The sequence below is a fragment of the Burkholderia sp. S-53 genome (assembly GCF_025560745.1).
Lineage (GTDB): Bacteria > Pseudomonadota > Gammaproteobacteria > Burkholderiales > Burkholderiaceae > Burkholderia > Burkholderia pyrrocinia.
Map to the genome: position 1 here is coordinate 571,288 of NZ_CP090484.1, position 23,146 is coordinate 594,433.

The 23,146-nt window shown below is 67.3% G+C and carries 21 protein-coding genes; 11 read left to right on the forward strand and 10 right to left on the reverse strand.

Features of this window, described 5'->3' with window-relative positions; translation table 11 throughout:
• Positions 1–165: 165 nt before the first annotated feature.
• Complete coding sequence (gene speB / locus LXM88_RS24715) at positions 166–1,128, reverse strand: agmatinase (protein WP_262545097.1); 963 nt, start codon at positions 1,126–1,128, stop codon at positions 166–168.
• A 408-nt stretch (positions 1,129–1,536) separates the two neighbouring features.
• Here speB and LXM88_RS24720 point away from each other — a divergent pair, with 408 nt between their 5' ends.
• Positions 1,537–2,208, forward strand: a complete 672-nt coding sequence (locus LXM88_RS24720) for a lysoplasmalogenase (protein ID WP_262545098.1) — start codon at positions 1,537–1,539, stop codon at positions 2,206–2,208.
• Between the two features lie 158 nt (positions 2,209–2,366).
• On the opposite strand, the gene LXM88_RS24725 is transcribed toward LXM88_RS24720, so the two are convergent.
• Together LXM88_RS24725 and LXM88_RS24730 are read right to left on the reverse strand one after the other, a co-directional pair.
• The gene (locus tag LXM88_RS24725) at positions 2,367–2,786 is read right to left on the reverse strand and encodes a DUF5615 family PIN-like protein (RefSeq protein ID WP_262545100.1); all 420 of its coding nucleotides are present in this window, start codon (positions 2,784–2,786) and stop codon (positions 2,367–2,369) included.
• Positions 2,783–3,463, reverse strand: a complete 681-nt coding sequence (locus LXM88_RS24730; RefSeq protein WP_262545101.1) for a DUF433 domain-containing protein — start codon at positions 3,461–3,463, stop codon at positions 2,783–2,785. The genes LXM88_RS24725 and LXM88_RS24730 overlap by 4 nt, the downstream gene beginning before the upstream one ends.
• Positions 3,464–3,982: 519 nt before the next feature.
• Here LXM88_RS24730 and LXM88_RS24735 point away from each other — a divergent pair.
• From LXM88_RS24735 to LXM88_RS24750, 4 genes are read left to right on the forward strand one after another with little or no spacing between them, the layout of a single operon-like run.
• Positions 3,983–5,563 carry a flavin-containing monooxygenase gene (locus LXM88_RS24735; RefSeq protein WP_262545102.1) on the forward strand — a complete coding sequence of 527 codons (1,581 nt, stop codon included), beginning with the start codon at positions 3,983–3,985 and terminating at the stop codon, positions 5,561–5,563.
• Positions 5,564–5,584: 21 nt separating this feature from the next.
• Positions 5,585–6,520 (forward strand): SDR family NAD(P)-dependent oxidoreductase, encoded by a 936-nt coding sequence (locus LXM88_RS24740; protein WP_262545104.1) that lies wholly within the window; start codon positions 5,585–5,587, stop codon positions 6,518–6,520.
• On the forward strand, positions 6,517–7,422 hold the full coding sequence (locus tag LXM88_RS24745; protein ID WP_262545106.1) for a metal-dependent hydrolase: 906 nt from the start codon (positions 6,517–6,519) through the stop codon (positions 7,420–7,422). The genes LXM88_RS24740 and LXM88_RS24745 overlap by 4 nt, the downstream gene beginning before the upstream one ends.
• Positions 7,423–7,426: 4 nt before the next feature.
• The gene (locus LXM88_RS24750) at positions 7,427–8,338 is read left to right on the forward strand and encodes an alpha/beta fold hydrolase (RefSeq protein WP_262545108.1); all 912 of its coding nucleotides are present in this window, start codon (positions 7,427–7,429) and stop codon (positions 8,336–8,338) included.
• Here LXM88_RS24750 and LXM88_RS24755 read toward each other — a convergent pair.
• Entirely contained in the window at positions 8,293–8,853 is a 561-nt protein-coding gene (locus LXM88_RS24755; RefSeq protein ID WP_262545110.1) for a putative glycolipid-binding domain-containing protein, read from the reverse strand. The genes LXM88_RS24750 and LXM88_RS24755 overlap by 46 nt on opposite strands.
• A gap of 246 nt (positions 8,854–9,099) precedes the next feature.
• Here LXM88_RS24755 and LXM88_RS24760 point away from each other — a divergent pair, with 246 nt between their 5' ends.
• The 4 genes from LXM88_RS24760 (at position 9,100) to LXM88_RS24775 (ending at position 16,017) form a co-directional block, all read left to right on the forward strand.
• Positions 9,100–9,993: an urea transporter gene (locus LXM88_RS24760; protein WP_262545111.1), complete on the forward strand. Its 894-nt coding sequence runs from the start codon at positions 9,100–9,102 to the stop codon at positions 9,991–9,993.
• Positions 9,968–10,744, forward strand: a complete 777-nt coding sequence (locus LXM88_RS24765; protein ID WP_262545112.1) for a class II aldolase/adducin family protein — start codon at positions 9,968–9,970, stop codon at positions 10,742–10,744. The genes LXM88_RS24760 and LXM88_RS24765 overlap by 26 nt, the downstream gene beginning before the upstream one ends.
• Positions 10,745–10,795: 51 nt before the next feature.
• Positions 10,796–10,984 carry a 4-oxalocrotonate tautomerase gene (locus LXM88_RS24770; RefSeq protein WP_114179581.1) on the forward strand — a complete coding sequence of 63 codons (189 nt, stop codon included), beginning with the start codon at positions 10,796–10,798 and terminating at the stop codon, positions 10,982–10,984.
• Between the two features lie 191 nt (positions 10,985–11,175).
• The gene (locus LXM88_RS24775; RefSeq protein ID WP_262545115.1) at positions 11,176–16,017 is read left to right on the forward strand and encodes an NAD-glutamate dehydrogenase; all 4,842 of its coding nucleotides are present in this window, start codon (positions 11,176–11,178) and stop codon (positions 16,015–16,017) included.
• Between the two features lie 4 nt (positions 16,018–16,021).
• On the opposite strand, the gene LXM88_RS24780 is transcribed toward LXM88_RS24775, so the two are convergent.
• From LXM88_RS24780 to LXM88_RS24805, 6 genes are all read right to left on the reverse strand, one after another.
• Complete coding sequence (locus LXM88_RS24780) at positions 16,022–16,882, reverse strand: class I SAM-dependent methyltransferase (protein WP_262545117.1); 861 nt, start codon at positions 16,880–16,882, stop codon at positions 16,022–16,024.
• Between the two features lie 7 nt (positions 16,883–16,889).
• Positions 16,890–17,240: a VOC family protein gene (locus tag LXM88_RS24785; RefSeq protein WP_262545119.1), complete on the reverse strand. Its 351-nt coding sequence runs from the start codon at positions 17,238–17,240 to the stop codon at positions 16,890–16,892.
• Between the two features lies 1 nt (position 17,241).
• On the reverse strand, positions 17,242–17,418 hold the full coding sequence (locus LXM88_RS24790; RefSeq protein ID WP_262545120.1) for a ribbon-helix-helix domain-containing protein: 177 nt from the start codon (positions 17,416–17,418) through the stop codon (positions 17,242–17,244).
• Positions 17,419–17,537: 119 nt separating this feature from the next.
• Complete coding sequence (locus LXM88_RS24795; protein WP_262545121.1) at positions 17,538–18,368, reverse strand: arylamine N-acetyltransferase family protein; 831 nt, start codon at positions 18,366–18,368, stop codon at positions 17,538–17,540.
• Positions 18,369–18,491: 123 nt separating this feature from the next.
• Entirely contained in the window at positions 18,492–19,178 is a 687-nt protein-coding gene (locus LXM88_RS24800) for a hypothetical protein (RefSeq protein WP_047902948.1), read from the reverse strand.
• Between the two features lie 751 nt (positions 19,179–19,929).
• A complete protein-coding gene (locus LXM88_RS24805) occupies positions 19,930–21,414 on the reverse strand; it encodes an amidase (protein WP_262545123.1) in 1,485 nt (494 codons plus the stop codon).
• 367 nt (positions 21,415–21,781) lie between these two features.
• Here LXM88_RS24805 and LXM88_RS24810 point away from each other — a divergent pair, with 367 nt between their 5' ends.
• Positions 21,782–22,216, forward strand: a complete 435-nt coding sequence (locus LXM88_RS24810; RefSeq protein WP_262545125.1) for a universal stress protein — start codon at positions 21,782–21,784, stop codon at positions 22,214–22,216.
• Between the two features lie 650 nt (positions 22,217–22,866).
• Positions 22,867–23,115, forward strand: coding sequence for an adhesin (locus LXM88_RS24815; protein ID WP_262545127.1), 249 nt, complete (start codon positions 22,867–22,869; stop codon positions 23,113–23,115).
• Positions 23,116–23,146 lie beyond the last annotated feature (31 nt).

Consider the following 23,146-nt stretch of genomic DNA (forward strand, 5'->3'; position numbering starts at 1 on the left):
GCAGTGTGAAAGCCCGCTTCGGCGGGCTTTTTTATGCGTGGTTTCCGCCGCACGCGATTCGGAACGCATGTGGGCGACCGGGGGGAACCGGAGACCAATGAAAAAACCGGCGGGCAACCAGCCCGCCTGCCTTTTGCATTGCGTGGCCGTGCGCGCCGGCCTACTTCACCGCCCCGCCACCTTCTTCTGCCGCCACAGGCACAGCAGATCGCACGCGACATGCGCGGCCGCGATTGCAGTAATGTCCGCATGATCGTAAGCAGGCGCCACCTCGACCACGTCAGCACCGACCAGATTCACCGCGCCGAGCCCACGCACGATCGCGAGCGCCTGCGCGGACGACAACCCGCCCGCGACCGGCGTGCCTGTGCCGGGAGCGAACGCCGGATCGAGGCAGTCGATATCGAACGTCAGGTACGCGGGTCGCGCGCCGACGATGTCGACGATCCGCTCGACCGCCGCACGCGAACCGTGATCGTGCACCCACGCGGCGTCGAGCCGCTCGATCCCGAGAAAGTCGTCGTTCCACGTGCGGATGCCGACCTGCACCGACGTCGCGGGATCGATCAGCCCTTCCTTCACCGCCTTGTAGAACATCGTGCCGTGATTGAGGCTGTCCGGCTCGTCGTCGGCCCACGTATCGCAGTGCGCGTCGAAATGGATCAGCGACAGCGGCTTGCCGTAGCGCTCCGCGTGCGCGACCAGAAGCGGATACGTGATGTAGTGGTCGCCGCCGAACGTCAGCATCTTCGCGCTGGAACGCAGGATCGTGCGTGCGTGCTCGACGATCGCGGGCTTGATCGACAGCGGGTTGTGCGCGTCGAACCAGCAGTCGCCATAGTCGATGGCCGCGAGATCGTCGAACGGATTGAAACCCCACGGATACGGATTAAGCTCCGCGAGCTGCACGCTCGCCGCGCGGATCGCGGCCGGCCCGAGCCGCGCGCCGGAGCGAAAGGTCGTCGCAAGGTCGAGCGGCACGCCGGAAATCGCGACGTCGACGCCGTCCAGCGCGCGAGAGTAATTGCGGCGCATGAACGACAGCACGCCCGCATAGGTGTTTTCGATCGAGGAGCCGTATGGCGTCGTGCGACGGATCGCGCCGTCGCCGTGGAGAAGTTCGGTCATGGTCGGACCTGTTTTCGTGGGGGGCCGGCTCCGCCCCGCTTTGCATTGACGCGCGGGCCGGGCACGGCATGGATACATCGGGCACGCACCGGCCTGTGCATCCAGTCGCGCGGCCGGGCGGGACAACGACAACGGCAATACCGCGGCGATCATAGCAAGCCGAATTGGAGTCGTTGCCCCGGTTCAGCAGGGGCAACGCGTAGAAGAAATCCGGCGGCAGCGCCCGCGCATCGATGGCCGGCATCGCCGGATCGATGCAGCGGCACGCACGCGCGTGCGCGGGCATCCCGACCGCGTCCTAGAAGGATTCGCCGGTTTCACGCGCCCTTTCTTCCGGATAATGGCCGCAGCCGCGCCCTCGACGACGCGCCGTCCACCGCAGACAACAACAAACCGGAGACACCCGCCTTGATCGCCACGCTTCCCGCCACCTACCGCCGGCTCTGGCCGCTCGCCGTCGCCGCCGCGCTGCTGTACGGGCTGTCGCTCGCTGCTGCGCCCTATCCGGGCCAGGCCGCCGCGAAAGCCGCGATGGGCATCCTGCTGCTCGCGGCGGGCAGCACCTGCGGCGCGCCGCGCGAACGCGCGTGGCTGTGCGCGGCGCTCGCCACGGCCGTGCTCGGCGACGTGCTGCTCGCGCTGCCCGACTGGCCACTGTCGTTCGTCCTCGGCCTCGGCGCGTTCCTGCTCACGCATCTCTTCTATTGCGCGATTTTCTTCCGCTGGCGCGCCCGGCCGCACGGCTGGCGAATCGCCGCGCTGGCCGGGCTGTGGATCGCTGCACCGGCGTTCTACCTCGCGTTCCTGCCGAACCTCGGCGAGCTGCTGGCGCCGGTCGCCGTCTACATGCTCGTGCTGTGCGCGATGGCGAGCTTCGCGCTCGTCGCCCGCACGCACGGCCCGCTGGTTGCCGTCGGCAGCCTGATCTTCGTCGGCTCCGATACGCTGATCGGCGTCGGCCGGTTCCTCGGCGGTTTTCCGGGCATCGATTACCTGATCTGGGGCCTCTACGCGCTCGCGCAGGTCACGATCGTGGCCGGGGTTTTCCATGAGACGACCGCCCGATCGATCCGCCCCTGATCTGAATTCAGACGGATCGGCCCCGCCGCGATTTATCGCAACATCTCACCAACCTATGATCAACAGGCCTCGTCGTGTTACCGGCAAGGCCGTCTTTCCCAGTGTCGAATGCTGGCAACGTCAGCTAGTACTGTTCGTTTGCACTCGTCACGCGCTCGCTACGCTGCCGGGATCTCATATTCGATCAGCTCCAAGTCACCATCGACGTCTTCGAAGATCTCAAGCGCCACGTTGATCAAAGCATCCCTTTGCGCCACTTCGTCAAGCACGGCCCGAAACAGGCGATGCTGACGTGGTATGTCCATGCTGTATGCGGAATTGAGACAAATGAGGCCGGCATGAACCTCCTCACACCGGTGGAAACCTCCAGGACCGTCGCTGGCAGGTCCACGGAAATCCTTGCTGTTGCACGTCACAAGAGTGAAATCGCCATCGATCACACAGCGCATCAGTTCGTGGTCCTTGAGCCCTAGCCAACCTCGATTGCGCACGCAGGTCGACTCCGGATGCCCTGCTTCGATCGCGACGTCCACCAGTTCGGGTGAGAGGCATTCATCAATGAGCAGCTTGAGGCTCATGCGTCCGCCGATCTGGAGCGGATCACCTTACGGGACACCTGTTTCCAGCCCGACGTCTCCCCGTCAAGTCTGCGTGGGCGACCGCGGCGCGGATGAACCTTCAGATAAACCTGCGCATCTTCGATCAGAGATTCCGTCAGGAACGGCCAAGACGATTTGAGACGCTCAAATTCGACACCGGCAGCGAGTGAACTAACGACGGTATCAATTGGCACACGCGTGCCAGCAAATACCGGCGCTCCCCCCATGATTTCCGGGTCGGAAACAATGGTCCGATTTGCTCGATCTGCCTCAGCGGCACGCTCCTGCACGACAACCAGGAACGAAACCATCTCAATCCTGAGATAGCTGCGTTGCACCTGCCAATCGACCGGTTCCCATGAGTTCAGGCTGCTCAGCGTCAGATACAGCCGGCGATCGTCCACCCTCATCGTAAGTAGACGATCCGTCAGTTCGTTGATGACTGACTTCCGAATCTCGCTCGTCAGGCTTTCGCTGGTTGCGAAGTAAAAGCGAGCAAAAGCTGCAGCGATCCTTTCGAACCAGCGGCCATCCTCAACACGAAAAAGCGGATCAGGCAAGATTTTCTCATCAACCAGACGGTTGATGTCTCGATCGCTGACTCCCGCTATGAACGCCACTTCCGCCGTAGACACCATCTCTCGGGTGGCTTGCATGGTAGACCTCTCGAAAAAATATTCCGACGTATCGGATATTTTATTCCTGCTTTTGGATTTTTCAAAACGCGCCCAGGTCGCACAGCAAAATCGAAGCGGATCCCCATCCTGTCGATCTGGCACGCAATGGTTCAACGCACCACCTCGCGCCCCATGAAAAGCGCCTCCCGTACACTTGCGGCGGGCAAGTACGGTTGCCGTAAGGCACCACTGCCGCGAAAGCGCTCTGCCGGGGTTTTCCATGAGACGACCGCCCGATCGATCCGCCCCTGATTCTGTTTCAAACAGACCGCCGCGCGCCGGCGGTCTCGTCCACCGCTTCTCTTGCCCCATCGACGGGCCTTTCCGTGAATTCCGCCATGCGGAAACCGGCCCGTTCCAAACCCCGCTCAGCCTTTTCCCGTCTGGTTTCCGGCCCTTAGAGCGCCGCTTCTAGCCTCTTGCGGTTTCCGGGCTCACCCACTATCGTTACATCAACCAATGTAACATTAAAAAATGAGCCAAATCGGAGACACCCGGATGAATGCTCGCACGTTGCCTTTCGGTCCGCCCGGCCACGACGGCCTGGACGAAACCATCGACATCGCCATCATCGGCACCGGCTTCGCCGGTCTCGGGATGGCGATCCGCCTGCGGCAAACAGGCGTGACCGACTTCGTCGTCCTCGAGAAGGCCGCGTCGGTCGGCGGCACGTGGCGCGACAATCATTACCCCGGGTGTGCATGCGACGTGCAATCGCACGTCTATTCGTTCTCGTTCGCGCCGAACCCGCGCTGGACGCGCATGTTCGCGCCGCAGCCGGAGATCCGCGCGTATCTGGAAGACTGCGTGCAGCGCTTCGGGATCGGCCCGCACCTGCGCCTGAACCACGAGCTGCAGCGCGCCGAGTACGACGAAGCCGCGCAGCGCTGGCGCCTCACGTTCGCGAACGGCAAGCGGCTGTCCGCGCGTGTACTGGTGTCGGGGATGGGCGGCCTGTCGCGCGCCGCGCTGCCGGCGATTCCCGGCGTCGAGAATTTTCAGGGCCGCGCATTCCATTCGCAGCAGTGGGATCACGACTACGCGCTCGAAGGCAAGCGCGTCGCGGTGATCGGCACCGGCGCGAGCGCGATCCAGTTCGTGCCGCAGATCGCGCCGCGCGTGAAGGAGCTCGCGCTGTTCCAGCGCACGCCGCCGTGGATCATGCCGAAGCCCGACCGCAACCTGACCGGGTTCGAGAAATGGCTGTTCCGCACGCTGCCGTTCACGCAGAAGGCCGTGCGCAGCGGCATCTACTGGATGCTCGAATCGCGCGTGCTCGGCTTCGCGATCCATCCGTCGCTGATGAAGAACGTGCAGAAGCTTGCGCTGCGCCACATCCGCAAGCAGATTCCCGATCCGGAGCTGCGCAAGACCGTCACGCCGAACTACACGCTCGGCTGCAAGCGCGTGCTGATCTCGAACGACTATTACCCGGCGCTGTCGCGCAAGAACGTCGACGTGATCACGACCGGCATCGACCATATCGAAGCCGACGCGATCGTCACGACCGACGGCCAACGCCATGAAGTCGACTGCCTGATCTACGGCACCGGCTTCCAGGTCGCCGATCCGTATCCGCGCGGCGCGATCATCGGCCGCGGCGGCCTCGACATCGTCGACGCATGGCGCGACGGCGCGCACGCGTATCTCGGCTCGACGCTGCCTGGCTACCCGAACTTCTTCATGATCGTCGGCCCGAACACGGGTCTCGGCCACAACTCGATGGTGTTCATGATCGAGTCGCAGATCGAATACATCCTCGGCGCGCTGCAGGCGATGCACCGCGAGCGCGCGGATGCGATCGAGGTGCGCCCGCTCGTCGAGGCGCAGTTCAACAGCGACCTGCAGGGCAAGCTGAAGAAAGCGATCTGGTCGACGGGCGGCTGCAAGAGCTGGTACCTCGACCCGCGCACGGGCAAGAACACGACGCTGTGGCCGGGCTTCACGTGGCGCTTCCGCCAGGCGACCGCACGCTTCTCGATCGCCGATTACCACGCGTATCGCGCACCGCACGACACGATCGCGCGGCCCGTCGCCGCGCCCGCCGCTTCCGCTTCCACTTCCGCCGAAGCGGCCTGAGCCAGACAAGGAGCCAACGACATGAGAGATTTCGCCAACAAGGTCGCCGCGATCACGGGTGCCGGCTCGGGCATGGGCCGCTCGCTCGCGATCCAGCTCGCGCAGGCCGGCTGCCATGTGTCGCTCGCCGACAAGAACGGCGTCGGCCTCGCCGAAACCGAACGGATCGTCCGCGCGATCGCGCCGAACGTGCGCGTGTCGACGCGCGTGCTCGACGTCGGCGAGCGCGACGCGATGGTCGCGTGGGCGGACGACACCGCGAAGGAACACGGCAAGGTCAACCTGATCTTCAACAACGCGGGCGTCGCGCTGTCGAGCACGATCGAAGGGATGGAATACAGCGATCTCGAGTGGATCGTGAACATCAACTTCTGGGGCGTCGTGCACGGCACGAAGGCCTTCCTGCCGCACCTGGAGGCGTCGGGCGACGGCCACGTGATCAACACGTCGAGCCTGTTCGGGATCTTCGCGCAACCGGGCATGAGCGGCTACAACGCAACGAAGTTCGCGGTGCGCGGCTTCACCGAATCGCTGCGCCAGGAACTCGACATGATGAAGTGCGGCGTGTCGGCGACCTGCGTGCATCCGGGCGGCATCCGCACGAACATCGCGCAGGCCAGCCGCGTGTCGAAGAACATGGTCGGCTTCATGGTCGCGAGCGAACAACAAGGCCGGGACACGTTCGAGAAGTTCTTCATCACGACCGCCGACGACGCCGCGCGCACGATCCTCGCCGGCGTGCGCAAGAACAGGCGCCGCGTGCTGATCGGCCGCGACGCGAAGGCCGGCGACTGGATGGCGCGCGTCCTGCCGTCCGCGTACCAGGCGCTCGTCGTGCTCGCGACGCGCCGCGAGGCCGCGAGAGCCCGCCGCGACGCCGCACGCGGCACGCCGGCGCCCGCCCCGCTGCACGCCACCTACAACAACGCAGGTAATCAGGGAGGAGAACAATCATGACGACCCCGAACATGATGCCGGTGCGGCGCGACATCCGTTTCGCGCTGCCGCCCGAACACGCGAAGGACTGGCATGTACAGGGCGTACCGGTCACGCACTTCATGAACGCGCTGTCGCTGCTGTTCCCGGCCGGCGAACGCTTCTTCATGGATTCGGTGCGCAACTACCGCGACCGGATCGAGGATCCGGAGCTGAAGAAGCAGGTGCTCGGCTTCATCGGCCAGGAAGCGATGCACACGCGCGAACACATCGAATACAACGACCTGCTGCAGGCGTCGGGCCTGCCCGCGCACAAGCTCGACAAGCGCCTGTGGACGATCCTCGGCTGGTTCAAGAAGGCGCTGCCGCATTCGATGCAGCTCGCGATCACCATCGCGCTCGAACACTACACGGCGATCCTCGCAAACCAGTTGCTGTCGGGCCACGAGCACCGCATCGACGGATCGGTCGAAGGCTACCAGCAGATGTGGATGTGGCATGCGATGGAGGAAACCGAGCACAAGGCCGTGTCGTACGACGTATGGACCGCCGTGATGAAGCCCGGCCTTGGCAGCTACTTGCTGCGCACGGGCACGATGCTGACGACGACCGTGTTCTTCTGGGCGATCGTGTTCGACTTCCACGTGCGCCTGATGCGCGCGCACCGTCGCGAACACGGCAAGTTCGGCGGCATGTGGCGTCTCGTGAAGTACCTGTACGGCCCGAAGCACGGCGTGTTCCCGAGCATCGCGCGCGAATGGCTCGACTACTTCCGCCCGGGGTTCCACCCGTGGGACCACGACAACCACCAGTACCTGCAGGGGCTCGACACGCTGCTCGAGAACATCGACGCGACCAACGCGCGCTACGCGGCGCAGGCCGCTCCGCGCCGCGTGCCGCTGCACCCGGTTCCTCAGGCATGACGCCATGGCGCGCGCACACGAGATGCTGACCGTCCAGTCCGGCGACGTGAAACTCGCCGTCTACGCAAGCGGCTCGCGTCGGGCGCCGCCGCTGATCCTCGTGCACGGCTACCCCGATTCGGCGGCCGTGTGGGCGCCGATCCGCGCGCGGCTCGCGAAGCGCTACCGCGTGATCGCGTACGACGTGCGCGGCGCCGGCGCGTCCGATGCGCCGCGCCGCCGCGCCGACTACACGCTCGCGCGGCTCGCCGACGACCTGAAGGCGGTGGCCGACGCGACCTGCGGCGGCCGGCCGTTCCACCTCGTCGGCCACGACTGGGGCTCGATCCAGTGCTGGGAGGCCGTGACCGACCCCGCGTTCCGCGGCCGGATCGCGTCGTACACGTCGATCTCGGGCCCGTGCCTCGATCACGTGTTCCGCGCGAAGCTGCGGCTCAAGCAGAGCCTGAAGTCGTGGTACATCGCGTTCTTCCACCTGCCGCTCGTGCCGTCGCTGGTGTGGCGGCTCTGCGGCGCGGCGCTGTGGCCGCGCTGGCTGCAGCTCACCGAACGCGTGCGCGCCGAGCGCGATCCGGTGCAACTGAAGAATGCGCTGAACGGCCTGAAGCTGTACCGCGCGAATTTCATCGCACGGGCGCGCAAGCCGCGCGAGCGGTATGCGCAAGCACCCGTGCAGATCCTGGTACCGGTGCGCGATCGCTACGTGACGCCCGAGATGTCGGTCGACCTCGACCGCTGGCTCGGCGACCACGTGCGCGAGGAAATCGACGGCACGCACTGGATCGTGCTGCGCCATCCGGACATGATCGCGTCGCGGATCGACCGCTTCGCGTCCGCGCAGGAGCGGCCGCCGGTCGCGAACGCCGCGGTTCAGCGCCCGGTCGGTGCCGGCAGGCGCCTGAACAGCGTCTCGTAGTCGACGACGAGTCCGTCGTCGTCGATGTCCATCTCGGCCGTGAAATTCCGGAAGATCCCTTCGTAGCGGTAGTGCCGGCCAGGCTCGATGCACGCGTAAGCCTGCTTGACCGGCGTGACCGTCAGGTCCGGCGTCGAGATATACGCGACGTCGATCGGCCGCCGCTCGCCGCGCGCGAGCCCGAGGCGGCCGATCGGCAGCGAATTCGTGAACGGCGTCGCGGCGATGTCGATGTCGATGCAACCGTCGAGCTCGGGTAGCGCGCGGCCCGCGCCGTCTTGCCAGTGGCCTGCGCCGTCGCCGCGCAGTTCGAGCGTGCCGCCGCCCATCACCTTGAGCACCGCGTATGTCACGCGCCAGTGCGGATCGCACTCGACGCGATACGCGAGCCCGTATGCGCGGCCGTAACGCTGGCCGACCACCGCGCTTTCGACGACGATCCCGCCGCCGCTCCGGTCGAACGTCAGATGTTCGACCCCGTCGCCCTCGAGCGACGCCCAACGCACTTCACGCATCTTTCCGCCTCCCGGTTTCCCCGATTCGGGGCATCGTTGTACAAGTCCCGTAACGAAAACGCCAGCCGATATCCAAATTCGCTAACAAAGCAGGTCACGCACAAAAAAACGTTAACTTAGCCCCGGTCAAACATACCCGTTCCCCATTCTGGGGCACCGAACACAAATCCTGACTATCCAGGATTCCCTATTCCGGTGCATAGGATTGTGTCCTATGCTCGCGGCTCGTCCTGTTACGCCGCCGCCATGCCTACCGCCCGCTCCGCTTCGCCGTCGATCGACCTGCGCATTTTGCTGCGCGGCATCGGGCAGATCGTACTGCAGGCGAATACGCTGACCGGCGCGCTGCTGCTCGCCGCGCTGGCGCTGACCGACCTGCGGCTCGCGTCCGCGGCGTTGCTCGGCTCGGCCGCCGCCAGCATGACGGCCGTGCTGACGGGCGCCGAGCGCCGCGACGTCGAACAGGGGCTGCACGGCTTCAACGGTGCGCTCGCCGCACTGATCGCGGTGCTGTTCGCGCCCGATTCGCTCGCAGCCGTCGCGCTGGTGCCGCTGGTCGCGATCGGCTCGGCACTCGTGCAACGCGCGATGCGAGTGCCGCTCGCGCGCTGGCGCCAATGCCCGTATTCGAGCCCGTGCCTCGCCGTTACCGCACTGTGGCTGCCGTTTGTCGCGCTGCAGCATGCGAGCGGCGCCACGGTTGGCGCGACACTGACACCGTCTTCCGTCGTCGACGCGCTGCTCTCGGGCGTCGCGCAGACCACCTTCGCACAAGGCGCGTGGGCCGGCGCACTGATCGTCGCCGGCATCGCGGTCGCATCGCGCCGCTCGGCCGCATGCGCGCTCGGCGGCGCCATCGTGTCGACCGTGCTGCTGCTCGCGCTCGGCGCGAACGGCACGTCGTTCGCCGACGGCCTGCTCGGCTTCAACGGCGCGCTCGCCGCGCTCGCGTTGATGTCGCGCGGCCCGCGCGCGGCGTTCGCGGCCGCCGCACTCGCCGCGCTGATCCAATGGCTCGCGACGCGCGCGGGCCTCCCCGCATTCACGGCGCCGTTCGCGCTCGCGTCGTGGGTCACGGTGGCCGTCGCGCGGCGCTTCACCCTCGGAGAACCCGATGTCGTCATTCGCACACCGTCCTGATGCCGTGAAACCCGGCGGCCCGATCTCGGACGCCGAACGCCGGCTGCGCGTCGACCTCGCCGCCGCGTATCGGCTCGTCGCGCTGAACGGCTGGGACGACCTGATCTACACGCATCTTTCCGCGACCGTGCCCGGCGAGCCCGGCCACTTCCTGATCAACCCGTTCGGCCTCACGTTCGACGAGGTCCGCGCATCCAACCTCGTGAAGATCGACCTGGCCGGCAACCGGATCGGCGACAGCGAGCACGCTGTCAACGTGACGGGCTTCGCGCTGCACGCGGCCGTGCACGCGGCGCGCGCCGACGCCGTGTGCGTGATGCACCTGCACAATACGGCCGGCATCGCGGTGTCGATCCAGCGCGACGGGTTGCTGCCCGCATCGCAACACGCGCTGCGCTTTCACGGCGACCTCGCGTACCACGACTACGAGGCGCTCGCGTTCTCGCCGGCCGAAGGCGCGCGGCTTACTTCAAGCCTCGGCGCGAAATCCGCGATGCTGCTGCGCAACCACGGGACGCTGACGGTCGGCCGCACCGTCGCCGAAGCCTATGTGCTGATGGATACGCTGATCAAGGCGTGCGACATCCAGGTGCGTGCGCAGGCGGGCGGCGGGCCGCTCGTGCTGCCCGACCCGGCCGTCGCCGACCGAACCGCCGAACAACTGCGCGACGGCGGCGCGATCGAAGGCGAACTGGAATGGCCGGCGCTGCTGCGCAGGCTGGACCGGATCGATCCGTCGTATCGCGACTGACGCCGTCCCCTCATACCGTCGAATCGTTCAACCTCAACCGGAGCACCCGTCATGCCGACTTTCAATATCCAGCTGTTCGAAGGCCGCACCGTCGAACAGAAGCGCGAATTCGTCGAGGCGATCACGCGCGTCACGTGCGAGACGCTCGGCTGCACGCCGGGCTCGGTCGACATCATCCTCACCGATGTGAAGAAAGAGAACTGGGCGACGGCCGGGAAGCTGTGGAGCGACGAACGCTGAGCGTGAAAACCGGCGTCGCTTCGGCGCCGCCAGCACCGCGCTGAGTCATACGCTGCAGCGCCGCGCCACGGGCGCTGCCGACTCCCGCTTCACGCGCCCTCCCGTTGTGCGCCCGCACATCGCTTTGTCACACGCAATCGGCGCATAATGCCGGACAGACGCAGCAGCCAATGGCCACCCGGGAGACCGCCATGGAAGCGAAGAACGAGGAAGTCGTCGCACACCTGCTCTCCGACGTCGTCGAATTCGCGCGCGGGCGCTTGCCCGAAGCCACGTTCCGGATCGTCGAACCTTTCCTGCGTCATTACTACGATTTCGTCGACGCCGACGATCTCGAGAACCGCGGCATCGCCGACCTGTACGGCGCCGCGATGGCGCACTGGCAGACCGCCCAGAAATACGTGCCCGGCAGCGAGCGGCTGCGCGTGTACAACCCGATCCTCGAACAGCACGGCTGGCACTCGGACCACACGGTCATCGAGATCGTCAACGACGACATGCCGTTCCTCGTCGACTCGGTGACGATGGCCGTCAACCGCCTCGGGCTCGCGCTGCATTCGGCGCTGCACCCCGTGTTCCGCATCTGGCGCGGCGCGAACGGCGGCATCGAGCGCGTCGACGCGGGCGGCGCGACGCCCGGCGACGGCCAGTCGCAACTCGCATCGTTCATCCATTTCGAAGTCGATCGCTGCGGCGATGCCGCGCTGCTCAACACCTTGCGCAACGACATCGCGCACGTGCTCGGCGACGTGCGCGCATCGGTGGAAGACTGGCCGAAGATCGTCGACATCGCGCGCGCGACGATCAAGGAGATGAAGGCGCGCGAATCGACCGCGGAAGACATCGAGGCGCGCGCGTTCCTGGAATGGATGGCCGCCGATCACTTCACGTTCCTCGGCCACCGCGACTACGCGCTGGTGTCGGACGGCACCGGCTTCGGCCTGCGCGGCATCGAGGGGACGGGCCTCGGCATCCTGCGCGAATCGCTGCGCACGTCGGGCGCGCCCGACGTGACGCCGCTGCCGCCGGCCGCCGCCGACATCATCACCGGCTCCTGGCCGATCTTCCTGACCAAGGCGAATTCGCGCGCGACCGTGCACCGGCCGGGCTATCTCGACTATGTGGGCGTGAAGCTCATCGGCGCCGACGGCAAGGTCACCGGCGAGCGCCGCTTCATCGGGCTCTACACGTCGACCGCGTACATGGTGTCGAGCGCCGAGATCCCGATCGTGCGCCGCAAGTGCGCGAACATCGTGCGGCGCGCGGGCTTCCTGCCGAAGGGGCATCTCGGCAAGTCGCTCGTGACGGTGCTCGAAACCTATCCGCGCGACGAGTTGTTCCAGGCCGACGAAGATCAGCTCTACGACATCGCGCTCGGCATCCTGCGGCTGCAGGAACACCAGCGCACGCGCCTGTTCGTGCGCCGCGACCGGTTCGACCGCTTCGTGTCGTGCCTCGTGTTCGTGCCGCGCGACAAGTACAACACCGACCTGCGCCGCCGCATCGCGAAGCTGCTCGTCGACGCATACAACGGCGTGAACGTCGAATTCACGCCGCTGCTGTCGGAATCGGCGATCGCGCGCATTCATTTCGTCGTGCACGCGGAACCGGGCACGATGCCCGACGTCGACACGCGCGAGCTCGAGACGCGGCTCGTGCAGGTGGCGCGCCGCTGGCAGGACGATCTCGCCGACGCGCTGCTCGACGCGTTCGGCGAAGAGCAAGGCAACCGCCTGCTGCAGCGCTATGCCGACTCGTTCCCGGCCGGCTATCGCGACGACTATCCGGCGCGCACGGCCGTGCGCGACATCGAGCTGATCGAGCGCGTGAAGGAATCGGGCCAGCTCGCGATGAACCTGTACCGGCCGATCGAGGCCGAGGCACGCGCGTTCCGCTTCAAGGTCTATCGCGCGGGCGACCCGATCGCGCTGTCGCGCAGCCTGCCGATGCTCGAACATCTCGGCGTGCGCGTCGACGAGGAGCGGCCGTACCGGATCCAGACGCAGGACGCCGCACACGCGTGGGTGCACGACTTCGGGCTCGAACTCGCCGACGATACCGAGTTCGACATCGAGCGCGTGAAAGGCCTGTTCGAGGATGCGTTCGACCTGATCTGGAGCGGCCGGATCGAGAACGACGACTTCAACCGCCTCGTGCTGCGCGCGCACCTGAGCGCGCGCGAAGTGACGATCCTGCGCGCGTATGCGAAATACCTGCGGCAAGTCGGCTCGACGTTCAGCGACGCGTACATCGAGCGCGCGCTGACCGGCAATCCGGCGATCGCGCGGCAACTCGTCGAGCTGTTCCTGGTGCGCTTCGATCCGCGCACCGGCGACACGCGCGACGTGCAGGCCGAACGGCTGCTGAAAGCAATCGAAGGTGCGCTCGACCAGGTGCCGAACCTCGACGAGGACCGCATCCTGCGCCAGTTCCTCGGCGTGATCAACGCGACCGAGCGCACGAACTACTTCCTGCTCGACGCGAACCGCGAATCGAAGCCGTACCTGTCGTTCAAGTTCAATCCGGCGAAAGTGCCGGGCCTGCCCGAACCGAAGCCGATGTTCGAGATCTGGGTGTATTCGCCGCGTGTCGAGGGCGTGCACCTGCGCGGCGGGCGCGTCGCGCGCGGCGGCCTGCGCTGGTCGGATCGCCGCGAGGATTTCCGCACCGAGGTGCTCGGGCTGATGAAGGCGCAGATGGTGAAGAACGTCGTGATCGTGCCGGTCGGCTCGAAAGGCGGCTTCGTCGTGAAGAACCCGCCGCCGCCGAGCGATCGCGAGGCGTGGATGCGCGAAGGCATCGCGTGCTACCAGACGTTCCTGCGCGGCTTGCTCGACCTGACCGACAACCTGGCCGGCAATGCAATCGTGCCGCCGCCCGACGTCGTGCGGCACGACGCCGACGATCCGTATCTGGTCGTCGCCGCGGACAAGGGCACGGCCACCTTCTCCGACTACGCGAACGCGATCTCGCACGAATACGGCTTCTGGCTCGACGACGCGTTCGCGTCCGGCGGCTCGGTCGGCTACGACCACAAGAAGATGGCGATCACCGCGCGCGGCGCGTGGGAATCGGTGAAGCGGCACTTCCGCGAGATGGGCATCGATACGCAGACGACCGACTTCACGGTGGTCGGCGTCGGCGACATGTCGGGTGACGTGTTCGGCAACGGGATGCTGCTGTCGCCGCATATCCGGCTCGTCGCCGCGTTCGATCACCGGCACGTGTTCCTCGACCCGAACCCCGATCCGGCAGCCAGCTTCGCGGAGCGCGAGCGCATGTTCGCGCTCGAACGGTCGAGCTGGGCCGACTACGATCCGGCCGCGATTTCGGCGGGCGGCGGCGTGTACCCGCGCACCGCGAAGACGATCCCGCTGTCGCCGGCCGTGCAGGCCGCGCTCGGGATCGACGCGCCCGCGCTGCCGCCGACCGAGCTGATCCGCGCGATCCTGCAGGCGCCGGTCGACCTGCTGTACAACGGCGGCATCGGCACCTACGTGAAGGCCGCGCGCGAAACCCACCTGCAGGTCGGCGACCGCGCGAACGACTCGGTGCGCGTGAACGGCGCGGACCTGCGCTGCAAGGTGGTCGGCGAAGGCGGCAACCTCGGCTGCACGCAGTTCGGCCGCATCGAGTTCGCGCAGCGCGGCGGCCGCATCAACACCGATGCGATCGACAACTCCGCCGGCGTCGATTGTTCGGATCACGAAGTCAACATCAAGATCCTGCTCGGGCTCGTCGTCTCCGACGGCGAGATGACCGAGAAGCAGCGCAACGCGCTGCTCGCGGAGATGACCGACGAAGTCGGGCTGCTCGTGCTGCGCGACAACTATTACCAGACGCAGGCGCTGTCGATCGCGGGCCGTTATGCCGTCGAGCTGCTCGACGCCGAGGCGCGCCTGATCCGCTGGCTCGAACGCGCGGGCCGCCTGAACCGCGTGATCGAATTCCTGCCGACCGACGACGAAGTCGCCGAACGGCAAGCCGCGAAGCTCGGCCTCACGTCGCCGGAGCGCGCGGTGCTGCTCGCGTACAGCAAGATGTGGCTCTACGACGCGCTGCTCGAATCCGACGTGCCGGAAGATCCGCTCGTCGCCGCGATGCTCGTCGACTACTTCCCGACACCGCTGCAGCAACGCTTCAGCGAACCGATGCGCCGCCATCCGCTGCGCCGCGAAATTCTCGCGACGCACCTGACCAATGCGCTCGTCAATCGCGTCGGCTGCGCGTTCGTTCACCGGCTGCTGGAGGAAACCGACGCGAAGCCCGGCGACATCGTGCGCGCGTGCATCATGGCGCGCGACGTGTTCGACCTCGATGCGGTATGGCGCGACATCGACGCGCTCGACAACCGCGTCGCCGACGACGTGCAGGCGCGCATGTTCGTCGACGTCGCGCGGCTGCTGGAGCGCGCGGCGCTGTGGTTCCTGCGGCATCTGCAGTCCGGCGCGGTGGCCGACGGAGGCGTCGCCGAGCTGATCGCGCGCTGCCGCGACGCCGCGCAGCGGCTCGCGCCGCAACTGCCGTCGCTGCTGCCGGCCGACGCGCTCGATGCGTTGTCGGAGCGGCAGCGCGTGCTGGTCGAAGCCGGCGTCGACAGCGCGCTCGCGGTGCGCGTCGCGAGCGGCGACATCTCGGCCGCGCTGCTCGACATCGCCGAAGTGGCCGCGACCTGCAACCGCAGCCTCGAACTCGTCGCGGGCGTCTATTTCTCGCTCGGCACGCTGCTCAACTACGGATGGATCGGCGAACGCGCGGCGACCCTGCCGACGCCGACGCACTGGGACATGCTCGCGCGTGCCGCCGCACTCGCGGAAATCGCGCGCCTGAAGCGCACGCTCGCGACGAGCGCGCTCGCGGAATCGCCGGATTCCACCACGCCGGAGACGATCGTCGGCGCGTGGCGCGAGCGCCGCGAAGCCGCGCTCGCGCGCTACGAGCACCTGCTCGCGGACCTGCGCGCGTCGGGCGGCGCCAGCCTCGCGGTGCTGCTCGTGATCGTGCGGGAGATGGCCGTGCTCGAACGCGCGTGACGGGTCAGACCGTCGCGACCAGCAGTTCTTCCGCGTTGTTCGGCGGCCGCAGGCCGTCCGTACGATCGGCGAAATAGCGGCGCGTCAGCGCCGCCGCCGACACGTGCGCGGCCGTCGCAAAGCCAGCCTCCAGCGCGAGCGCCTGGATCTGCGCCGGCATGAAGAAGCTGATGAACGGCGTGCCGCTCGCGCGCGCGCCCTTCGCAGCCATTTCGAGCCCCGGGCGCACGTCCGGATCCGCGTTCTCCAGCGGCAGCAGGAACGTCATCGCAAGCGTCGAGCCCGGCGCGAGCGACGCGACTTCGCGCAGCGCGGCCGCGTTCGCTTCGTGCGTCAGGTACATGCTGACGCCGGTGGACACCACGACCGCCGGCTTGCCGGCATCGAAGCCCGCGCCGACGAGCGCGTCGCGCCACGACTGCTTCGCCTCGAAATCGACCGGCACGAAACGCAGCCAGTCGGGCACGCCGAAGCCGAGCTCGATCAGGCGGCGCTGCTTCCATGCCTGCGGCGCGGGCGGGTCGACTTCGAAGACGGTCACGCGCGACGCCATGTCGGGCCGGCGCTGCACGAAGCTGTCGAGGCCCGCGCCGAGGATCACGTACTGGCTCACGCCGCGCCCAGCCTGCTCGACCACGAGATCCTCGATGAAGCGCGCCCGCGCGACGATCGACGCGCGAAACGGCCGCGTGAATTGCGGATCCATGTCGCCGCGCTGCTGCCAGCCCGGTGCCGGCGCGAGAAGCTGAAGCCCGACTTCGTCGGCGAGCACGTGCGGCGGCGCGTCGAGTTCGACGTGCAGCGCGCGCCACAACGCAACGCGTGCGGCGGTGCTGTCGGGGGCATCTTCGCGGGTATCGCTCATGGCGGCCTCACGCACCCTGCTTGCCCGGCGCCTGCAGGCGCCACACGCGGCCGTCCGGGTCGCGCACGGTCATGTCGCGCGTGCCCCAGTGCGTATCCTCGAACGGCGTGACGACATCGACGATCGGCTGCGGCCGCACCGCCTGCTCGTCGGGCACCTTGAGCACGACCTGCATGTCGGGCGTCTCGTCCGGCGGCACTTCGGCGATGAACAGAAATGGGCCGTCGCCGCTGCGAAGCTGGCCCGAGTTGTGATCGGTTTCGAATTCCAGCGTGAAGCCCAGCGCCTGGAAGAACTTCGCCGACTTGCCCCAGTTGTGCGTCGTCAGGTACACGGCTTCGATTCGCTCGGATGACATGTCACTCCTCCTCGGTGGACGGCCCCGCGCCCGGCTGCGGCGCGGCCAGGTACGCGCGCAACGCGTCGGCCACCAGCGCGGACAGCGATTGCTCCGTTTCGATGGCGCGATGCTTGACCTGCCGGATCAGGCCGAGCGGCAGGTACACGTTGAATTGCTTCACTTCTTCGTCGGTCATGGATGCTAGTATGCTAGCAAAATAGCAATTGTCAAATACGATCGATGGCGAGCGGGATGTCTTGCCCGGGCGCGGCCCGCCGCGCGGGCCGCCTGCTCGAACCTCGCGGGTTCGCGTCGTTACTTCGCCGCGCGCGCCGCCAGCCGCACAAACAGCGCGTCGAGATCGAACCCTGCCGTATCGATGCCGATCGTGTCGCGCAGGCACGCGCCCCACGCGACCGCGTCGTCGAACGTGACGGTGCGCCCGGCCCCCGCCGCGTCGCGCAGCGTCAGTGCGGTGTTGAGCAGCGCCGCGCGGCCGTCCGGCAGCACGCGGCACGCGATCAGGTCGTTCACGAAGATCGATTCGGGATACGTCGACGTGAACCAGTTCGCGGCGTCGTAATCGATCCACTCGGCCGGTTTCAGCGAGAAACGATAGGTGGTCTGCCAGCCGTCGGGGATCTCGAACTGCATGTCGAATTCGCCGTCGACCGGCGCGTCGACGACGCGAAACGCGCCGTGCGGCGTCAGTTGCCGCTCGCCCGGCACGAAATGCAGCGGCGCGGTCAGCGTCGCGCTGCCGAAGCCGATGTCCGCGAGCCAGACCGCGCCGTCGAGATCGATGCGCAGCAGCATGTGCGTCTGCGCGGTGACGATCTCGGGCGGCCGCATCCAGCGCACGCGCGCAATCAGCGGCGTCACGCGAAAACCGATCGTCGTGAGCGCGGTGTAGAACAGCTTGTTGAGTTCGAAGCAGTAGCCGCCGCGGCGGCGCCCGATCACCTTGTCGACGATCGCGGGCAGGTCGAGCGCGACGCGCGCGCCGGTCAGCGGATTGAGGTTTTCGAACGGAATCGCCTGCGGGTGCAGCAGATGCAGCCGGCGCAGCACGTCGAGCGTCGGCTCGGCCGGGCCGTCGTAGCCGATGCGGGAGAAATAGCGCGAGAGGTCGAACGAGTCAGTCATGAACCTGCACCGATAAAAGGGACACGCCACGATAGCATCGTGCGAAATCCCCATGTTGTGCAGGGCGATTGCCCGTCGTCGCGCGCGATGCCGGCACCGCACCGCGCGCAGCCCCGCGCAACGTTACGGCAGCAGCTTCAGCGCAGACGACGCGACCGACGGCACCGAAATGCCCTGGCTGGTCGCGAACTGCACGGCCTGGCTGAGCGTCGCCGCGAGCGACTGCAACTGGCCGGGCGCGCTTTGCGCGATATACGACGCGGCCTGCATGTTCTGCGGATTCAGGCCCGATTGCAGCAGCGAAGCGGCACTGGTCGAACCGAGATTGCCGAGCCCCGACTGCAGTTGCGAATACTGCGTGAGCCCCTGGCCGAGCGACGCGAGGCCGTTGCTGAACGCCTGCTTGTCGATCGGGCCATGCGACGCGCCGCCGCTCGCGAATGCCTGGCCGAGCGCCTGCGACACCGACTGCTGCGCGCCGCCCATCTGCGACAGCGCGGCCGGCGTCAGTGCGTTGCCGCCGGCCAGTTGGCCCGCGGCCTGCTGCGCCTGCCCGGCCGCGCCGGTGAGCCCCATCGCCGACGCAAGCGACGACTGGCCGGACAGCACCTGCTGGTTCGCACCGACATACGCCTGCAGCAACTGCGCGACGCCGCCCTGCGCGGGTGCCGCCTGCTGCTGGCCGCCGCCGAGCAGCGACGCGCCGAGCGACTGCAGGTCGAGCTGCGCGTGCGCGGCGCCGCTCACCAGGATGCCGAATGCGATGCCTGCCGAGGCCAGGTGCCTGCCCGTCGCGCGAATGTGCTTCATGTGTTTTCCCTCGTGCCGGAATGATCGAGGCCGATATTGTCGAAGCGCGTCGCGCGCCGCCGCAACGACTGAAACACATCGAAACGAAATCGCGCCGCGCGGCCGCTTGCAATTCCGCGCACGACGGACCCTGTCGGGCGGATTCGTCCGCGATTGCTGAGCGATATCAGGCGTGTGCCGGAATTCGTTCTCCGGTGGCATCAATGAAGGCGGGTTTCGGGCTTTGCGAGCGGTACCGCAAACGCATCGCGGACAGAAAACGCGTTCGTCACCGGCGTGCTGAGTGCTGAGTGCTGAGTGCCGGACGCCGGATGCCGGATGCCGGGTGCCGGGTGCCGGATGCCGGATGCCGGATGCCGGGTGCCGGATGCCGGATGCCGGATGCCGGATGCCGGATGCCGGATGCCGGGTGCCGGATGCCGGACGCCGGATGCCGGATGCCGGGTGCCGGGTGCCGGATGCCGGATGCCGGATGCCGGGTGCCGGATGCCGGATGCCGGATGCCGGGTGCCGGGTGCCGGATGCCGGATGCCGGGTGCCGGGTGCCGGGTGCCGGATGCCGGATGCCGGGTGCCGGATGCCGGATGCCGGATGCCGGGTGCCGGGTGCCGGGTGCCGGGTGCCGGGTGCCGGGTGCCGGGTGCCGGGTGCCGAACACCGATAAACATCACATTCGGAGATCAAAACAAAACGGGCGGCCCGCCGCCGCCCGTTTCGCCACCCCGCTACCGGCTACCGGCCGGCCGCGACCTTACGCAGCCATCCACGCCGGCAGCCGCTGGCCGACCCAGTCGGCCGCCTGCTCGTAGCCGCGTGCGAGCTGCAACACGGCGAGATCGGCGCGCGGACGCCCGATCAGCTGCATCCCCATCGGCAGCCCCGCGTCGTTGAAGCCGACCGGCACGTTGATCACCGGGCAGCCGGCCAGCGTCCACGGCACGACCGTTTCCATCCAGCGGTGGTAAGTATCCATCTCGCGGCCCGCGATCTCCTTCGGCCAGCGCTGGTCGACGTCGAACGGGAACACCTGCGCGGTCGGCGCCGCGATGAAATCGTAGCGATCGAAGAAGCTCAGCACGGCCTGGTGCCACGCGGTGCGCTCGACGCTCGCGTCGAACACGGCCGCGCCCTGCATCGCAAGCAGCCCTTCGACCTCGTAGATCGCCTCGGGCTTCAGCAGCGCGCGGCGCGCCGGGTCGCGATAGTGCGCGAGCAGCCCGCCGCCGGACAGCAGGTGCCGGTGCGCGAGCCACAGGCGCCAGATCCGGTCGGGCGCGAACGCCGGCAGCGCGGCATCGACGTCGCAGCCGATCTCGCGCAACGTCGCCAGCCCCTGTTCACACTGCGCGAGCACGCCGGCCTCGGTCGCGAGATAACCGTTCCAGTCGCCGACCCACGCGATGCGCTTGCCGCGCAGGTCCGCGTCGAGCGGCTGCGCGAACACAGCCGGATCTTCGGCAAGCGACAGCGGATCGTTGCGGTCGTAGCCGGCCTGGATCGCGAGCAACTGCGCGACGTCGCCGACCGTGCGGCCCATCGGCCCTTCGATGCCGAGCTGCTGCACAAACACGTCGACGCCCGGCCAGCGCGGTACGCGCCCCTGCGACGGGCGGAAGCCGTAGATATTGCAGAACGCGGCCGGATTGCGCAGCGAGCCGCCGAAATCGCTGCCGTCCGCCACCGGCAGCATCCGCGACGCGAGCGCCGCCGCCGTACCGCCGCTGCTGCCGCCCGCGCTCTTCGTCAGGTCGTACGGATTGCGCGTCGCACCATAAACCTCGTTGAACGTGTGCGAACCGAGCCCGAACTCCGGCGTATTGGTCTTGCCGATGAAGATCGCGCCGGCCGCGCGCATCCGCGCGACGCCGACGGAATCGGCCTGCGGCACGTTCTCGCGGAAGATCGGCGAGCCGTAGGTGGTCCGCAGCCCCTTCGTCATCGCCAGATCCTTCGGCGCCTGCGGCATCCCGTGCATCCAGCCGTGGTACTCGCCGCGCGCCAGCGCGGCATCCTTTTCCGCGGCTTCGGCGAGCAGCGCATCGCGATCGCGCAACGCGACGATCGCGTTGACCGCGCCGTTCACGCGCTCGACGTGGTCGAGATACGCGCGCATCGTCTCGACGCACGAAACCGCCTTGCTGCGGATCGCCGACGCGAGCTCGCCGGCCGACAGGCGCACGATCGGGTCGACGGGGACGGAAGCGGGAGCGAGAAGCTGCGGGGCGCCGTGCGGCATGCGGAGTCTCCTGAAATCGGAATGGAATGGCGGGCCGCGTGGCGGCGGTCGCTCCCGAGCCAGCCGGGAGGGGCCGCGCCGCGGCCGATGCTCTACTCTACGCGACGCCGATTCGGCGACCTCCGATATTTTCCGCGGCGATTCATTGCGGATCCGACTAAATCGACGCGACGCGTGCCGGGCCGCCCACGCCACCCCGATCGATGAAATCGTTTATGCGCATAAACTTAAATTTCTTATATTTCTAATAGGCGCGACACGAGGCGGCACGCGTTAACGACATTTTTACGCGACCGCCCGATCTCTTTAGATTGCTCGTTCCGGCCGCGCGCTACGCTGGAAGCATCCCGTTCCCTGGACATCGTTCATGCTCAAGCTGCTGGTTCCGGTCGGCCACTCGCCCCGCTCGCTTCAGGCAGTTCGCCACGCGACATTCCTGTATCGCGAGCGGTGCGCGTCGGAGATCGTGCTGATCAACGTTCAGGCGCCGCTCGAGTCGACGCGGCTCGAGGCCTATCACCCGCTGTCGCGGCTGCGCGCGATCGAGGAGAAGTTCGCGTCCGACGATCTGGCCGTGGCGGAGCGGATTCTGCGGGAAGCCGGCGTCAAGTACAGCATCGTGATGAAAGTCGGCCCGGTGGCCGATACGATCGCGGCCGTGGCAGCCGAGACCGGATGCGATGAGATCGTGGTCGTCGGGCCGAGGCGCGATCCGCTCCATGCGCTGATGTCGATGTTTCGCCGCAGCGTGATGGGCCGGCTGGTACGGATTTCGAATGTGCCGGTGACGGCCGTGCAATGACGGGGACGATGCGCGGCAGTGCGTCGACGCGTCGACGGTCGATCGCGTAACGGGCCGCAGGCTTGCAGCGGCGACGGACGAATGAGCGGCGCAGTACGTGTGCGTGTTGCACATCGCACGCGTACCGCCCGTCGCGCCGCGCTTATTCGATGACCTTGCGCCAGAACACGAAATAGGCGGCCGCCGAAGACGCAACCAGCAGGATTGCCCACATCGGAGCGAGACTGATCAGGACGGAAGAGACGTTCAACATTTGGATTCCTCACTATTTCGACAGCGATGTTCAACACGCACCTGCTTGCCGGAACCGATGCATTCATCCGCCATCGCATTCCGTCAAATCATGCATTCATGCTATCGCTTTGAGCGGCAGCGCGACCGTCCCCGCCTGCCCGTACCCTGACATTCGTCAAACTCGCGCGAATCACGTGCCTGTCGTGCTGAATCCCGTCGCGCGATTGCCGCGCTGCGTGCCACCCCTCGGCTGCCTGCCGCCTGCCTGAAAGCCTCCTTCCGTTTGCACGCGAAGCACGAAAAGCGGGACAGGATCACGCCGCCTCGCCATCGATTCAGCAGACGTTTACCGGGGGAACCCCCAAGTGCTTCGCCGAACGTGTCCGCGTTACGCTTGAGCGACGAGGAGACGAACCATGAGACGAGCCGTACATATCGCTGTTTTCGCGCTGCTGGCATATCTCATTGCCGATCGCGCGATCCTGCATGCGCAGGGCCGCGACGCCAGCCCGCTTGCATGCGAACAGGGCGCCGCGCAGGTGAAGGCCGACGCGCTCGGCCGCGGCTTCGGCGAAGCAGCCGCCAGCAGCCAGGGCGAGGCGTTCATGTCGGGTTGCCTGGTGACCGGGCGAGGCAATCAGGGCGTCGCATTGGCGAACCGGTGACGCGAATCCGGTGACACTCCAGTCGCGCTCA